The organism is Mixta intestinalis (assembly GCF_009914055.1).
GTDB lineage: Bacteria > Pseudomonadota > Gammaproteobacteria > Enterobacterales > Enterobacteriaceae > Mixta > Mixta intestinalis.
Genome location: NZ_CP028271.1, coordinates 2,190,604 through 2,206,192 on the forward strand (window position 1 = coordinate 2,190,604; position 15,589 = coordinate 2,206,192).

Annotated in this window: 7 protein-coding genes; 3 read left to right on the forward strand and 4 right to left on the reverse strand. The window is 61.9% G+C overall.

The annotated features are described in order from the left end of the window. Positions 1-29: 29 nt before the first annotated feature. Entirely contained in the window at positions 30-995 is a 966-nt protein-coding gene (gene fepB / locus C7M51_RS10290; RefSeq protein WP_160621710.1) for a Fe2+-enterobactin ABC transporter substrate-binding protein, read from the forward strand. Between the two features lie 9 nt (positions 996-1,004). Further along, positions 1,005-1,754, forward strand: a complete 750-nt coding sequence (locus C7M51_RS10295) for a 4'-phosphopantetheinyl transferase family protein (RefSeq protein WP_160621711.1) — start codon at positions 1,005-1,007, stop codon at positions 1,752-1,754. On the opposite strand, the gene entS is transcribed toward C7M51_RS10295, so the two are convergent. The 4 genes from entS to fes are packed head-to-tail and all read right to left on the reverse strand — an operon-like array spanning position 1,720 to position 13,089. Next, a complete protein-coding gene (gene entS / locus C7M51_RS10300; RefSeq protein WP_160621712.1) occupies positions 1,720-2,973 on the reverse strand; it encodes an enterobactin transporter EntS in 1,254 nt (417 codons plus the stop codon). The genes C7M51_RS10295 and entS overlap by 35 nt on opposite strands. Before the next feature lie 54 nt (positions 2,974-3,027). Further along, entirely contained in the window at positions 3,028-11,538 is an 8,511-nt protein-coding gene (locus C7M51_RS10305) for a non-ribosomal peptide synthetase (RefSeq protein WP_160621713.1), read from the reverse strand. A gap of 26 nt (positions 11,539-11,564) precedes the next feature. Continuing rightward, on the reverse strand, positions 11,565-11,783 hold the full coding sequence (locus tag C7M51_RS10310; RefSeq protein ID WP_160621714.1) for an MbtH family protein: 219 nt from the start codon (positions 11,781-11,783) through the stop codon (positions 11,565-11,567). After that, positions 11,767-13,089: an enterochelin esterase gene (gene fes, locus C7M51_RS10315; protein WP_160621715.1), complete on the reverse strand. Its 1,323-nt coding sequence runs from the start codon at positions 13,087-13,089 to the stop codon at positions 11,767-11,769. Before fes ends, C7M51_RS10310 begins: the two co-directional genes overlap by 17 nt. A gap of 265 nt (positions 13,090-13,354) precedes the next feature. Here fes and C7M51_RS10320 point away from each other — a divergent pair, with 265 nt between their 5' ends. Continuing rightward, complete coding sequence (locus C7M51_RS10320) at positions 13,355-15,541, forward strand: TonB-dependent siderophore receptor (protein WP_160621716.1); 2,187 nt, start codon at positions 13,355-13,357, stop codon at positions 15,539-15,541. Positions 15,542-15,589 lie beyond the last annotated feature (48 nt).

Sequence of the window (15,589 nt, forward strand, 5' to 3'; positions counted from 1 at the left end):
TCTTATTACTGGTAAACAGGGATGAACTCGTGATTGCGACTACCGCCAGCCGTTGGCTCCTTTTTCTGACCACCCTTTTCCTGGCACACGCCGCCTTTGCACAACAGGCGGGCTGGCCGCGCCAGTTTCACGATCTGCGCGGCATGCATACGCTGACTCAGCCGCCACAGCGCATTGTCTCAACCAGCGTTACGCTCACCGGATCGCTGCTGGCAATTGACGCGCCGGTAGTCGCCAGCGGCTCCACCATCGCCAACAACCGCATTGCCGACGATCGGGGTTTCTTCCGGCAATGGGGCGCTGTCGCGCGTGAGCGCGGCGTCACCAGAATTCCGCCGGGAGAGCCTAACGTCGAGATGGTGGCGATCCAGAAGCCCGACCTGATCCTGGTCAGCGCCACCGGCGGCGATTCCGCGCTGGCGCTCTACGATCGGCTGTCGGCGCTGGCACCGGTCGTAGTGGTGAATTATGACGATAAAAGCTGGCAGCAGCTTCTGACGCTGCTTGGTGATATTACCGGGCATGAAAAGCAGGCGGCGGAACGCATCGCCCATTTCAACCGGGCGATGGAGCAGATGAAACAGCATATCAAACTGCCTGCCCAGCCGGTAAATGCGCTGGTATGGGACATTCACTCCCAGTCGGCTAACCTGTGGACGCCGGAATCGGCACAGGGGCAATTTCTGCAACAGGCAGGCATGACGCTGGCCCCGCTGCCGAAAAACGTGCGCCCGCGCGCCACTCAGGGCAAGCGCCAGGATATCGTGCCGTTAATGGGCGAAAACCTGGTTAACGGCCTGACCGGCAAAACCCTGCTGCTGTTCGCCGCGACCGACAACAGCGTGCAATCTTTAATGGCCAGCCCGCTGCTCAGCCACCAGCCTGCGGTAGCCGCTAAACAGGTTTACCCGTTAGGGGCCGAAACCTTCCGTCTCGACTATTACAGCGCGATGGGGCTGGTACAGCGGCTGAACGATCTGTTCGGCACACGCTAATCGCCGCCGATGCTGACCGTTACCCACGCTTTCGCCGCCCCGCCTTTTATCCACCGCGCGCAGGGCGGTTACCTTACCGCTTTCCCGGCGCTGCGTTTTTGCCTGGCGGAGTTTGACCGTCAGGCTTTTCGCTCTGCGGATTTTCTGCACGCGGGCATTCCCTTTCCGCCGCCGCTGCACGCCGCAGCGATGAAACGTCAGGCTGAATATCTCGCCGGACGCTACTGTGCCGCCATGCTGTTACAGGAAGCAGGTGTTGCCGCCAGCGCGCTACCGTTCAGCCGTTCGGCTCCGCTCTGGCCTGCCGGCTGGCACGGTTCTATCTCTCATACCGACAATCGCGCTATCGCCGTGCTGGCCCCTGCCGCCAGTCATCTGTCGCCGGGGATTGATATCGAAAATGCTCGCCCCGACATGCCGGAGATAGCGACGATGTTTGCCAATGCCGCCGAACGAGCGGTTATCAGCGCTTCAGCGCTGGCAGACGAGCAGGGGCTGCTGGCGCTGTTCTCCGCCAAAGAGAGCCTGTATAAGGCGCTCTGGCCTCAGGTTCAGCAATTTTTTGGCTTTGACGCCGCCGCGCTGATCGCTATCGATACGCAGCGCGCTACCCTTAGCCTGCAACTAACGCGCCGCCTTGCGGCGACGCTGCCGCGTGGTGCGATCTTTACCGCTCACTATCAGCTGGATACGCACGGCGTACTTGTCGCGCTTTGCTCAGCGCTTACGCCTCCGTCACCTCCTCCGGCGACGATATAAAGCGACAGCGGCGCAGCGGCGGTGCCAGCAGGCTGATGAAAACGCCCACGCCCAGCGCACAGGCCCCGAAAGTCAGTGCGGTGAGCGAAGGCGGCAGCAGCCGCCCCAGCGCCCCCAGCCCCAGCGCCCCCAGCGAATCGCCGCTGACATCCTGCGCGGTGCCCAGGCTGTTCACCCGGCCCAGCAGACGATCCGGCGTATAGCTCTGAATCAGGGTGAACTGCAACAGCGACGCCATGGCATTAAAATAGCCGTAGCAAACCAGCGCCAGCAGCCCCAGCATAAAATGTCCGGCCAGGCCGAGGCAGGCCAGCGAGCCAAAGGCGGCGCTGGCGCTGATTAACAGCATCACGCCAGGGCGTGAATGATGCGCTATCCAGCCGCTGGTCACCGCGCCTGTCATCGCGCCCAGCGGCACGGCGGAATACATCAGCCCCACCTGAGAAAGCCCAACCTGCCAGCTCTCCTGCGCCAGCGCCGGGAAAAGAATACGTATCGCACCGGCGACGCTGATCAGCATTCCCAGCAGCACCACGCAGCCAACGACCGGATGGCTGACGACAAACTTGATGCCGCCGAGCATGGCGCGCAGCGGATGTTCCGGTTCTCCCGGCTCTGGCTTCATCACGGGTAAACGCGTCAGCGGGATCAGCGTACAGAGAGTGGCGGCTGCCGCGACGGCAAAGCTCATTCCGACGCCGCCCGCCATAATGATCAGCCCGCCGAGCGCCGGTGAAACGATAGCTCCCAGGCGCACCGTTAGCATGCTGAGCGCCCCGGCAGCGGCAAGGTTCTCACGCCCTACCAGATTAGGGATCGCTGCCATCAGCGCCGTCATGCCAAGCGCGCCAAAGAAGCCGTCCCAGGCCGCCAGCAGCCAGAGCACCCAGAGCGAAGGCGTGGACGCCCAGGCGTTGAGGCTGAGCAGAATAAAGCCGACGCCGCAGGTGCCTCGGGCAAACAGAATCAGCCTGCGCCGATCCAGCCTGTCCGCCAGCACGCCGCCCCACAGCAGACCGATAAAGGTGCCGATCCCTTCGATGGTCACCGCCACCCCGACCTGTAACGTAGAGCCGGTCATCTGCTGCACCTGTACCGGCACCCCGACCGCCAGCATGCCGAGCGCGAAAACCGACAGCATACGGGCGATAAAAATCGCCCGGAACCAGGGGTTTGATTTCAACAGGCTGAAATCAAGAAAAAAGGATTTTTTACTCATAGCCTTCCCTTTACGCCGCAGCCGGAGCCGCGGCTGCATCCTGTCGACGCGGCGTCATAACCCAGACGCCGTCCCGTTTGCCTGGGTATCCGACGGCTGAATCAGCTGATTCAGTAGCGGTCCCAGTTTGACCAGCGTCTGTGGCGAGAGAATATCCGCGTGTTCGCATTCCTGCAGATAGATATCCAGCCCGGCCACATAAGGTGCCCAGGTTTTACGCGGGTCCATTCCCGGCGGTAGCGTGCGCGTGGCAACCAGCAGCGTGGCATTGCCAGGATAGTAGCCGGTGCTGGCGTGGGAGAGCAGCCGCACCGCATCCTGATAGTTGGCGACGATAGCGCTGAAAAGCGCCTGTTTCTCCGCCTGCAAATGCGCATCGCTCTCCTGCTCCGCATCGGCCATAAACTCCGCCTGCTCGCGTGCCACTTCTTCCCGTGCCTGCTCTTCATCCGGCCCGCTCCAGTCCTGTCCTTCCGGCGGCCAGGTATCCAGCAGTCCCAGGAAGGCCACCCGCTCGCCCTGCTGCGCCAGCCGCGCCGCCACGCCGTGCGCCAGGGTGCCGCCAAGAGAGTAGCCCAGCAGCCAGTAAGGGCCGTGCGGCTGCCGCTGGCGCAGATTAGCCAGATGGCGTTCGCAGGCGGCATCGATATCCGTCGCCGTCGCGATCGCGCCGGTTGGACGCGGTGACTGTAGCCCGATAATCGGATAATCGCCCTGCAGGTAGCGCAGCAGGCCGCTGTATTGCCAGGCAAAGCCGGATGCCGGATGAAAACAGAACAGCGCTGGCCCCGTTCCGTTGCGCAGCGTCAGCAGCTCGTCGGTTCCGCTATGATCTGCCGCAGCCGGTTCGCCATCCATCAGCGCAGCCAGCTGACGCACCGTGCGCGCCGCCATTACCTGTCCGATAGCGATCGGCCGATCGAAGCAGCGCCTCAGGTTCAACGCCAGCTGCATCGCCAGCAGCGAATGACCGCCAAGCGTGAAGAAATCATCTTCGGCGCAGACGTTCTCCACGCCCAGCAGCTGCGAAAACAGCGCCGCTACCTGCCGTTCGCTGTCGCTGGCAGGAGCCTCGCCCTGACTCTCTATCCGCTCCGGCAGCGGCAGCGCCTTGCGATCGAGCTTGCCGCTCGGCCCCAGCGGAAACTGCGTGACGAAAAGATAGCGAACCGGGACCATATGCGCGGGCAGGCAGGCGGAGAGCGCCAGCCGTAGTGTCTGCTCGTCAGGCACGCGTTCACCGCTGGCGATCAGCCAGGCAACCAGCTGGCGATTGTCCCGCTCCGCCGCCCCCCGGCTTAACTGACGCGGCGCTACCGCCGCCTGAGCGATGCCCGGCAGACTTAACAGCGCCTGTTCAATTTCGCCCAGCTCGATGCGCTGCCCGCGGATTTTAAGCTGATCGTCGCTGCGTCCCAGATATTCCACCGCGCCGTCGGTGCGCCAGCGGGCAATATCACCGGTACGGTACATGCGTTCGCCGGGCGCAAAGGGATCGGCGACAAAGCGACTGGCGGTCAGATCCGGACGCTTCAGATAGCCGTGGGCAAGCTGCACGCCGCTAAGCCAGAGCTCACCCGGCGCACCCGGCGGCAGCGGACGCAGCCAGCTATCAAGGATGTAGAGCCGGGTATTCCAGACCGGACGGCCAATCGGCACGCCGGCAGCGTTCAGCGACGCCAGCGTTGCCGCGTCGGCGGGCTGCCAGCTGACATCCACCGCCGCTTCCGTCGGGCCATAGAGATTGTGCAACGGTGCCTGCAATAGCTGCCGGAAGCGGCGCGCCAGTTCGCCCGACAGCGCCTCCCCGCTGCAAAAGACCTGGCGCAGCGTAGCGCAACGCGTGGCGGCCTCCGGCTGAAGCATCAGCGCATCCAGCCAGCTGGCCAGCATCGACGGCACAAAATGCAGGATGGTGACGTGATAATCCTCGATCAGCTGGAGCAGCGCCTGCGGATCGCGGTGTGCTTCCGGCGGGGCCATTACCAGCTGTGCCCCTACCATCAGCGGCCAGAAAAATTCCCATACCGAGACATCGAAACTACAGGCGGTTTTTTGCAGCACCACATCCTGCTCACCAAGCGGGAACGCGGCCTGCATCCAGCGCAGCCGGTTAATAATCGCTTCATGGCTGACCAGCACGCCTTTTGGCCGCCCGGTTGAACCAGACGTATAGAGAAGATAGGCCGCCTGCTGCGGATCGACAGCGGGCAGCCGCGGCGCACGGGCCGCGCCGTGCGCCAGCGCATCAAAACGCAGGCAGCGCGCAACATCGGCAAACCTTGTCGCCTGTTCGCTGTCGGCGATCACCAGACGCGGTGCGGCATCTTCCAGCATCAGCCGCAGGCGCTCATCGGGATAGCCGACGTCAAGCGGTAGCCAGGCCGCGCCGAGCGCGACAATCGCCTGTAACGCCAGGCTAAGACGGACCGAACGCGGCAGCGCCACGGCGACCACATCCCCCGCCGTCACGCCCGCCTCCTGAAGCCGCTGCACCAGCGCGCAGACCTGATCGTGCATCTGCCGCCAGGTGAGCCGCTCTTCACTGTCCAGCAGGGCCAGCGCGTCGGGCGTCGTCGCGCACTGCCGCTGAATCGCCTGATAAAGCGTTTCCGGGGCAAGCGGATGCGCAGTTTGATTAATCTGATGCAGAAAATCCTGTTCCTGTTCGCTGAGCAGGTTCCAGCGCCAGAGCGGAATATCCGGCTGGGCGGTAAGCTGCATCAGCAGCCGCGCAAAGCGATCCAGCCACGCCTGCGGATCGCGCAGCACAGGGCGATATTCCAGATGCAGGGCGATGCCCTCACCCGGCAGCACCAGCAGCGTCACCGGATAGTGGGTATAGCCGCGGTTGGTTATCGCCTCGCAGCGCAACGCGTCAGGTGATGATGCCGACTGGTGCGGCGCGGGATAGTTCTCGACCACCAACAGGGTATCAAACAGCGTGCCGACGCCCGCCTGACGCTGGATATCAGCCAGGCCGATATTGTCATACTCTAACAAGGCAATCTGGCTCTGCTGCAACGCCTGTAGCTGCTCCAGTGCCGGGCGCGTCATATCCAGCGTGACCCGGACCGGCAGCGTATTACTGAACAACCCCACCTGGCGATCCAGCGCATCGGCGCTGGCGGTGCGCCCCGATACCGGCGAACCGAAGACTACTTCATCGCTGCCGCTCATTATGCTGAGCAACATCCCCCACACGCCCTGCATTACCGTATTCAGCGTAAGCCCGTGACGGCGACAGAATTGCTGCACCGCCTGTTCCTGCGCCGGGCTGAGGTTATGGATAAGCGTGGTCACCGGTCCGCTATCGGGCTGTTCGCCAAACAGCAGCGTGGGACTGACGCCTGCCATTCTCCCGGCCCAGGCCGCCGCGCAGGCCTCAACGTCGCGAGCGGCCAGCTGGCGCACCAGCGTGCCGTAGGCGACCGGCGGCGCGGGTAGACGGGCGCTTTCATCATTCAGCAGCGTCAGCAGATCGCCTGTCACAACCGGCGTTGACCAGCCATCCACGACCAGATGATGGGCGGTCAGGAACAGGGTATGGCGCTGCGGATCGACATGACGCAGCCAGCGCGCATGCAGCAGCGGCCCGCGCCCCTCCAGCAGCAGACGTTTCAGCTCTTCACGCTCGTGCCAGGCCAGCGCCGCCGCCTCCGTCTCGTCAGGCGTTAGCTGGATGCAGGTCAATGGCCAGCAAAGCCGTTTATCGCCCGCCAGCGGCAAAATCTGCACCGGCTGCGGGGCCAGCTCGCTGTCAAAGCGTGCCGCCAGCTGGGGATAGCGTGCCACCAGCTGGTTCAGGGCGCGCGACAGCCGCGCCTCCGTCAGTTCACCGCGCAGCGTCAGGCAGGTCAGCGAGTTATAGCTACCCGCCGTCTGTCGGGTGCGCACGTGGAACAGCAGCCCCTGTTGCAGCGGCAGCAGCGGCAGGATATCGCCGGGCGCGCCATGCTGACGGCGCAGCGCCTCGACGTCCGCCTCGGTCAGCCCGACGATGCCGGTTTGCGCCGCGACCAGCGTATCCTGCGCCCGCTGTGGAGCAACACGCGCAAAAGTAACCAGCTGTTCCAGCGCATCGCTGAAGGCCTCCGCCAGCGCGGCGATCGTCTCCTCCTGCAACCAGCGGCGGGCGAATCCCCAATGGATCGCCAGCTGCGGCGTCGCACCCTGACCGGCAAAGATGTTGATTTCCAGCGGATGAGAGAGCGGCATCTGCGGGCTGCTGTAGACCGCCAGACCGTCACGGAACAGCCCGGTCGCGGCATGCGGCGTCCAGCTCTCGCTACCCGCCTCTCCGATACATCCAAGATAGTTAAACAGCACCGGTGCCGGATGCTGCTGTGCCAGATCGCGTAGCGGCGCATCGGGCAGCAGCCAGCGCAGCACGCCATACCCTACGCCATAGTCGTTTACCGCCTCCGTCACCGCTTTTACCGCCCGCACGGCGTTCAGCGCCTCATCGTCGTCATCGCCCAGGCTGAGCCAGAGCGGATATTCCGCCGTCAGCCAGCCGACGCAGCGCGAGAGATCGATTTCATCCGGGCGTCCGTGCGACTCCACGTTAACCCGCAAACCGCGCTGACCGGTACAGGTGCGCCAGGCGATCAGCAGGGCCGCCAGCAGCAGCACATCCGTACGGCTGCGCCAGGCGGACGGCAGCGCCCCTGACAGCGCGGCACTGTGCGCCGGAGAAAGCAGCGTGCGGATTTCACCACGCGTTGCCTGGGTATCCAGATGTGCATCCAGCGGCTCAGCGTCGGGCCAGCAACAGGGCGATGCCAGCATTTCACGCCAGAAAGGGAGTTCAGCGCGGTAACGGTCACCATGCTGTTCCAGCCACCGGCTCCAGTCTACCAGGCTGTTGCCGCTTAGCGTCAGCGAAGCCGGTTCTTCTGCCGCCAGAGGCAATGTTTCCAGCAGCACGCGCCAGGAGACGCCATCCGTCACCAGATGATGAATCACCAGCACCAGCCCGACCGCCTGGTCGTTCTGCTCCAGCAGCACGGCGCTCCAGAGCCGCCCCGCCTGCGCATCAAGCTGCGCTACGGCAAAATGGAATGCCCGCTCTGCCGCGCTATCCGTATTTTCATCAATGCACTGTACATGGCACTGCGCCTGCGGATCGCCCTCGCCGTCAATCAGCAGATCCGCCCCGCTCAGCCGTGCGCCCAGTGCCGGATGCGCCTGGGTTAAGGTTGTCATTAGCGATTTTAGCCGCGCCAGGGTAAGCGCCGTGGGCGTTTTAAGCCACACGCCGTGCGCAAAAAGAGGCTGTCCCTGCGCATGATACCAGCGCAGAATCGGCAGGCTGTTAACTACGCCGCTACGCTGCACAACCTGCTCCGGCAGCGCATCAAGCGGCGTCATTAGTCGCGCCATCGCCGCGGGCGTTCTGCCGGCGAAAACCTCTTTCGGACGCAGCTGCCAGCCCGCACGACGCAGGTGGTTGCCCAGCGACATCGCAGAGATACTGTCGCCGCCGAGCACAAAGAAATCATCATCCGCGCCTGCCGCGTTCAGCCCAAGCACCTGCGCCATCGCCTGACAAATCAGATGCTCCTGCGGCGTGCTCGCTTCCCGACTTATCGTGCGCGCTATTTCGCCCGGATCGGGCAGCGCCCGGCGATCGACCTTGCCGTTAACGGTAAGCGGCAGCGTCTCCAGCACCATCAGCACTGCGGGCACCATATAGTCCGGCAGCCGCTGCGCCAGCGCGCTTTGCAGCTCGCTCACCAGATTTGCACGCTGGCGTACCTGTCGATCGGCAATCGCGCAGTAGCCCACCAGCCGCCAGGTAGCGCCCTGCGGCTGTGCGATTACCGCGGCACCGCTGACCTCCGCCAGCGATGCCAGCGCGCTTTCCACTTCACCCAGCTCCACCCGGAAGCCGCGTACCTTAATCTGATCGTCCACTCGCCCAATAAAGGCCAGCTGACCATCCACCCGCCAGCGCAGCAGATCGCCGGTGCGATACATTACTTCGCCAGGACGAAACGGATTAGCCACAAAGCGTGTGGCGGTCAGTTCAGGACGACGCAGATAGCCGCGTGCAATGCCGGGGCCGGAAATATAGAGTTCACCCGCCACGCCAACCGGCACCGGCTGTAGCCGCTCATCCAGCAGCCAGACATCGGTATTGGCGACCGGACGCCCAATTGCTGGCTGGCTGACATCGCTCACCGCCGCGCCCAGCGTATCAATGGTGTATTCCGAAGGGCCGTAATAGTTATGGAAAGCAATCTGCGGATTGGCGCGCATTATTTCCCACAGCCGTGGCGTAGCGGCCTCGCCGCCAATCATCAACAGGCGCGGCGCGGGTTGCCCCGCCTCCAGCAGCCCGGCATCGATCATCTGCAACAGGAAAGAGGGCGTCACATCCATAATATCCACCGGCGTATGGCGCATCTGCTGCACCACCGCCCAGGCGTCACGCCGCATCTCTTCGTCAAAAATCAGCAATTCCGCACCCATTAACATACAAAACAGCGGCTCCCAGGAGGAGTCGAAGGAGAAGGAGGCGGTGTGACCGGCACGGATACGGCGCGGCTGCGTGGCGTTAAATGCGGCGATGGCAGGCCCGAACAGCTGTACGGCGTGGGAAGTCAGCAGATTCAGCAGCCCTTTATGGTTATTCATCACCCCCTTGGGTTTGCCGGTGGAGCCGGAGGTGTAAATAATGTAGGCGAGATGTTCACCCTGCAACGGCTCCCGTCGCTCAGCATCGGTAATCCAGCCGGAGGCATGACGTGCCAGCAGCGATTGCACGTCGGGCGCATCCAGTTTGCAGAGCGGAAAATGTTCAGGCAGGCGCGCTGCGGTGTCGCTAACCGTGAGGATCAGCGCCGGACGGGCATCATCACACATCAACGCCAGCCGCTCCGGCGGATAATCGAGATCCAGCGGCAGACAGGCGGCTCCGCTGGCAAGCACGCCAAAAATTGCCACCACGCTGAGCTCGCTACGCGGTAGTGCAATAGCCACCACATCCTCCGCGCCGATACCACGCGCTATCAGTTCACGCGCCATCTGCATGCTTTTAGTATGCAACGCCAGCCAGCTCAGGCGCTGCTGACCACTGATGACCGCCACCTCATTTGGGGCGCGCGTCACGCGGCGCGCCAGCCAGTCGAGCACCGAAGTCTGTTGCGCATCCGGCGCAATACGCGTGCCTGCCGACCATGCGGCGATCTGCTGCGCTTCCTCTGCGGTCATTAACGAGCAGTCACCCACCGCTTTTTCCGGCGCGGCGAAAAGCTGTTGTAACAGATGCGTTATCCGTCCGGCATGCTGGCGCAGCGTTTCGGCGCCGTAGCGCCCTGGAGTGGCAATCAATCGCAGTTGTAACGCATCCTGACGTTGTGCAATTTCAACTTCCAGATCGTCCACCGGCCCCATCGCCAGCGGATGCGTGACTGTCGGCTGCCCATCGATCCACAGCTCGTCGTGATAGACCTTATAGTTGAGCACCGGGCCGTAGAGTGCGCCCTCACCGCCTACGAGTTGCAAATCGCGTCGTAGCTGCTCCGCCTCATAGCGCTGATGACGTCGCACCGTTTTCAATTCCTGCGCCAGCGTGGTGGCGGCGTCGTTTAACGACGTTCGGGCGCTCATCTCCAGCTGTAGCGGCAGCACATTCACTACCGGCCCCAGCGCGGTCAGCGCCTGCGATCCCATGCGGCGCATAAACGGAAAGCCGATGCTCAGGCGTGGTTCGCCGCTCATACGGCTAAAGTAGAGGCAGATCCCGGCCATCAGCAGCTCTGCCGCCTCTCGTCCGGTAGCGCGTGCGGCCCCCGCCAGATCGATATCTGCCAGCGAGCAGGTTTGCTGTAGCGGCAGCGTATTATCCGTTGCGTTAATTTCTTCGGCCAGCGCCAGGCTTACCGGTGCAGGCAGCTGCGCGGCGTGCTCGCGCCAGAACTCGCGACTTTTTTGCCATTCAGGGCTGGTTTGCAGCGCCGCATATTCTGCCGCAACTGCCACAAAGGAGGTAAAAGGCGACGGCGGCGGCGGTTCGCCACGGCGCAGCGCCTGATAAATGGTCACGATCCAGTTGGTCAGCGCGGTAAAGCTAAAGCCGTCCAGCTGTAAATGATGAAAACGCTGATACCAGAACCAGCGCGCAGGCTCGCCTGCCGCTACACGAATCAGCGCCTGATGCCACAGCGGTGCATCGCCGCTAAGCGACGGCGGGCGGGTGACATCGGCACGCATCCACGCCAGCGCGCGCGCTTCGCCATCCTCGCCATCGGTAAAATCGAGCCGTTGCGGATCGGGTACTTCGTCAGCCATAACGTGATGGCGCAAATACTGCTCCGGCTCACCTGCGGCGTTTTCGCCAAAATGCACATGAACCATATCCGCGGCGGCCAGTCCGTAGCGGATCGCCTCGGCAAACAGCGCGCAGTCCGGCTCGCCATAAAATTCCACATAGTGGGCGACGTTAAAGGTGCCGGCGCTGTCGGCTAACTGCTCCGCCATCCAGATACCCGGCTGCGCCGCCACCAGCGGCAACGTCAGCAGAGAAGAAGAATATGAATGCTGCTGGTTTTCGGTCATCAGTCGTTCCCTCGCGGGTGTTACCGTTAATGAGTGCTGCGTTGCAGGCTCGCCGGACGCATCTCCTGCCATTCGCGTTCAACATACTCAAGGCAGCTGGCGCGTTTTTCCGGTCCAAATTCAACCTGCCAGCCAGCCGGAATAGCGGCAAACTCAGGCCAGAGGCTGTATTGCCGCCGGGCGTTAATCAGGACATAAAACGCTATCGTTTCATCATCGAAGGGGTTTTTATGTTGCTGGCTCATCGCTTTTCCTTAATCGGAGAGGTGGAAGGGAGGGTTCAGCCGCGTCTGCTTCAAGCAGCCAGCGCACGCCGTCAATTAAGCCGCCGCGCCAGCAAAGCGCATCGTGCCCGCCCTGATAGCTGCGGTAATTCACCTGATGTCCGGCGGCGATCAGCGCCTGGTACATTTGCTGGTTAACGAAGTGAATGTCCTGCTCGCGCAGGCCAGCCTCCTGGAAGATTCGCAGCGGCACGGCATCGGGATGTCGGGCCACCTGCTGCGTCAGGAAACCAGGCTCATGGCTTTCCCGTTCTGCGAAGTGGGTCATAAAACGCATATTCGGCCACCAGAACGAGCCGGACTGGGTCAGCACACAGCCGAAGCGTTGCGGCCAGAAAAGCGCGGCGTAGAGCGCGGAAAGCCCGCCGTAGCTCTGTCCGGCGACCAGCGTGCGCGCCGGATCGTCGGTGAAAGCAGCGCGTTGCCGCGCCAGCGGCAGCAGCTCTTCCTGTACCGCCAGCCAGAAATCGGCGTTACAGGTCAGCTCACGCGAGCGCACATCATTATCGACGGCATCAATCATCAGCCACACCGCCGCAGGCAGCCCGCCCAGCCGGGTTTGCGCCTCCAGCACCGGCAGCAGAGAGAGCGTTTTTACCCATTTTTGCCCGTCGAGCAGAATAATCAGCGGCATATCCTCACCGGCCTCTGGCTGCCAGAGCCAGACCCGTCGCCGGTTACCCAGGCGCGCGCTGTGCCACTCAAAAGCGAGGTCATCCGCAGGCAGAGAGGATAAACCAGCATCCACGTCACGCCAGGCCTGCTGGCTGAGCGCCTGCGGCAGGTGGATAGCGGAAAGGACGCCGTCAAGCGGCATATTGGGATTGAGCGGATCGGCGATGGCACAGGGAAACAGCGAACACCACCACTCGCGCTGCTGCTGATGCTGCTGTTCCGCATCACCTTGCGGCTGCGGCGGTAGCTGCGCCCCGGTAATCGGGATCAGGCTGTAGCTACCGCGCCAGTCGGGTTCCACCAGTACCGTACCGCACCACACAGCCGTGCCGGGCACCCGCTCAAGACTTTTCGGCGTAAAGCTGTGATGGTCAGTCACGCCGTTAATATCCAGGTAGACGCGCTGAAAAGCGGAGGTGGTTTCATTTCCGCCAGGATCGCGCCAGAAAAAAATCAATTTCAGCCGTTCATCATCCGGCTGCCGCTCCACCAGCGGCGTGCCTGCTGTGGCAATCTTTAACCACCAGGCGTCGCTGTCAACATCGCCGGCAGCCAGCCAGTCGCCGGTTGTTCCGGCCGGTCGTATCGTCATGCTCCCCTCCCTTTTTCATTTCCTCCAAAGGTCACGCCGCCAGCGTGACATGATACAAACTTCCTAAAACTTAAATAAAAATGATATTGATAACAATTTTTGTTTGCAATACGCTTATCGACGTTTTGTGCAGTCATGCCTTCTGGCGTCTGGTAAAACCCGCCGTGACACCCCGCTGTAAAGGTGCCGCCATCGCTCCAGGCATAGTTAATAGCTTCTTATTAATTTTCTTTTTCCGAAATGGACAATTATCCAGGGAGTCGTGATGAGAAATAACCATGAAAGAGCCTTTCCCCCTTCCCCACCACGCATCGGTAAAGCGCTGCTCGCTGCCTCGCTCAGCGTGGCGTTACCCGCCATCGCCGCCGATACGCCGGAAGAAACGCTGGTGGTAACCGCAGGCGCGGTAGAACCTCCCGGTGCACCGCTACAGGGCATGGTGGCAAAAAGCAGTGCCGCCGGAACCAAAACCGCTGTGCCGCTGATCAAAACGCCGCAAACTATCTCGGTGGTCACCCGCGATCAGATGGATGCCCTGGGCGTGACCTCCGTTGCCGATGCGCTTAACTACACCAGCGGTGCCTTCACCAACTATCGCGGTTCCTCTAACCGCAATGATGAGGTGGTGACGCGCGGTTTCCGCTACGCGCCTAAATTTCTCGACGGCCTGAGCTACGGTCTCAGCGGCCAGGGCAACGCAACGGGACAGTTAGATCCCTGGCTGCTGGAGCGCGTCGAGCTGGTTAAGGGCCCCGCTTCGGTGCTTTACGGCCAGGTTAATCCGGGCGGATTGATCGCCATGACCAGCAAGCGCCCCACCGCGCTGCCCATCCATAAGCTACAGATACGCGGCGGCAATCAGCATCTGGGCGAGGTGGCCTTCGATTTTGGCGGCGTGCTGAACGATGACAGCAGCCTGCTCTACCGCCTGAACGGTATTGCCAGCACGCAACATCAGTTCGTGAAGGATTACAAACAGGAGCGCGTGGCGATTGCTCCGGCGTTAACCTGGCTGCCGAACGGCGCAACCAGCTTTACCCTGCTGACCAGCTATCAAAACGATCCTAAAGCGGGCTACCGCAACTTTCTGCCCCAGATCGGCACCGTCACGCCAACCGACAAAGGGCAATACATACCCTACGATCTCAACGTCAGCGATCCGGGTTATAACCAGGCGAAGCGCGAGCAGATTTCGGTTGGCTGGCTGTTCGATCACAACATCAACGACAACCTGACGCTGGTGCAAAACCTGCGCTACTCCACCATTGAGAGCAAAGACAAATATCTGGTTTACACCTGGAGCAACCCGGAAATTTCACAAACCAGCATTTCACGGCGCGCCCAGCGTGAAAAAAGCCAAACCGATGAACTGGCGATCGATACCCATCTCAACGCCACTTTCATGACCGCAGAGATTTCCCACAATCTGATCGGTGGGTTTGACTATAAATGGAGCAAGCACATTTCCGAGCTGTGGCGCGTGGGAGGAGAGGAGTACAACCTGGACTGGGCAAACCCGGTTTACGGCATACCGATTGATGAAAGCCAGATGCGGAAGTCAATCGACACCCATAAAAAGCTCGATCAGGCAGGGCTCTATTTGCAGGATCAGCTGATGTGGCGTAACTGGAATCTGCTGCTTTCAGGCCGTCAGGACTGGAGCGAAGTGCGCACCGACGATCGCGCCGACGCCAGCCATGCGCAGCAAAACGACAGCCAGTTTACCGGGCGCGCCGCGCTGCTTTACGCCTTTGATGTCGGCTTGTCGCCCTATATAAGCTACAGCACCTCTTTTGAGCCAAACCTTGAGCGCGGCGCGCCGGGAACCGCGCCTTTCAGCCCCACCACCGGCAGACAAACCGAAGTGGGACTGAAATTCCAGCCGCCGGGCAGCGATACCCTGCTGAGCCTGTCTCTGTTTGATATCGCACAGAAAAATATCACCTCCTACAACAGCGTTATCGGCTACAACGAGCAGATCGGCAAGGTGCGTTCAAAAGGGGTTGAAACCGAGCTGCATGCCCAGCTGACGCCCGCCATCAACCTTATCGCCAGCTACACCTTTACCGATTCAACCATCAAACAGAGCAACAACGCGGCGGAAAAGGGAAAAACTCCGGCGGCGCTTCCTGAGCATATGGCGGCGATCTGGGGGAGCTATCGCTTTCTGCAAGGTCCGCTGACCGGCCTGACGCTGGGTACCGGCGCGCGCTATACCGGTACCAGCTACGGCGATAACAGTAACAGTTTCCGCGTTCCGGCCCGAACGCTGTATGACCTGATGGCGCGCTACGACCTTACGGAGATTAGCGCGCCGCTCAAAGGGGCCACTTTGCAGTTCAACGTCAATAACCTGACGGATAAGCACTACGTCGCCTCCTGTAGCGGTAGCGCAGCCTGCTTCTACGGCTCTGGCCGCAGCATGTTCGCTACGCTCAGCTACAGCTGGTAATACCAGGCCGTCTGGCACCGCCTTTTCGGGCCGTTAACGGAAAGGCGG

Excerpts from the sequence above, each read along its gene's own strand:
- C7M51_RS10295 (WP_160621711.1), top strand. The coding sequence starts at position 1,005 with ATGCTGACCGTTACCCACGCTTTCGCCGCCCCGCCTTTTATCCACCGC.
- entS (WP_160621712.1), bottom strand. The coding sequence starts at position 2,973 with ATGAGTAAAAAATCCTTTTTTCTTGATTTCAGCCTGTTGAAATCAAAC.
- C7M51_RS10305 (WP_160621713.1), bottom strand. The coding sequence starts at position 11,538 with ATGACCGAAAACCAGCAGCATTCATATTCTTCTTCTCTGCTGACGTTG.
- C7M51_RS10310 (WP_160621714.1), bottom strand. The coding sequence starts at position 11,783 with ATGAGCCAGCAACATAAAAACCCCTTCGATGATGAAACGATAGCGTTT.
- fes (WP_160621715.1), bottom strand. The coding sequence starts at position 13,089 with ATGACGATACGACCGGCCGGAACAACCGGCGACTGGCTGGCTGCCGGC.
- C7M51_RS10320 (WP_160621716.1), top strand. The coding sequence starts at position 13,355 with ATGAGAAATAACCATGAAAGAGCCTTTCCCCCTTCCCCACCACGCATC.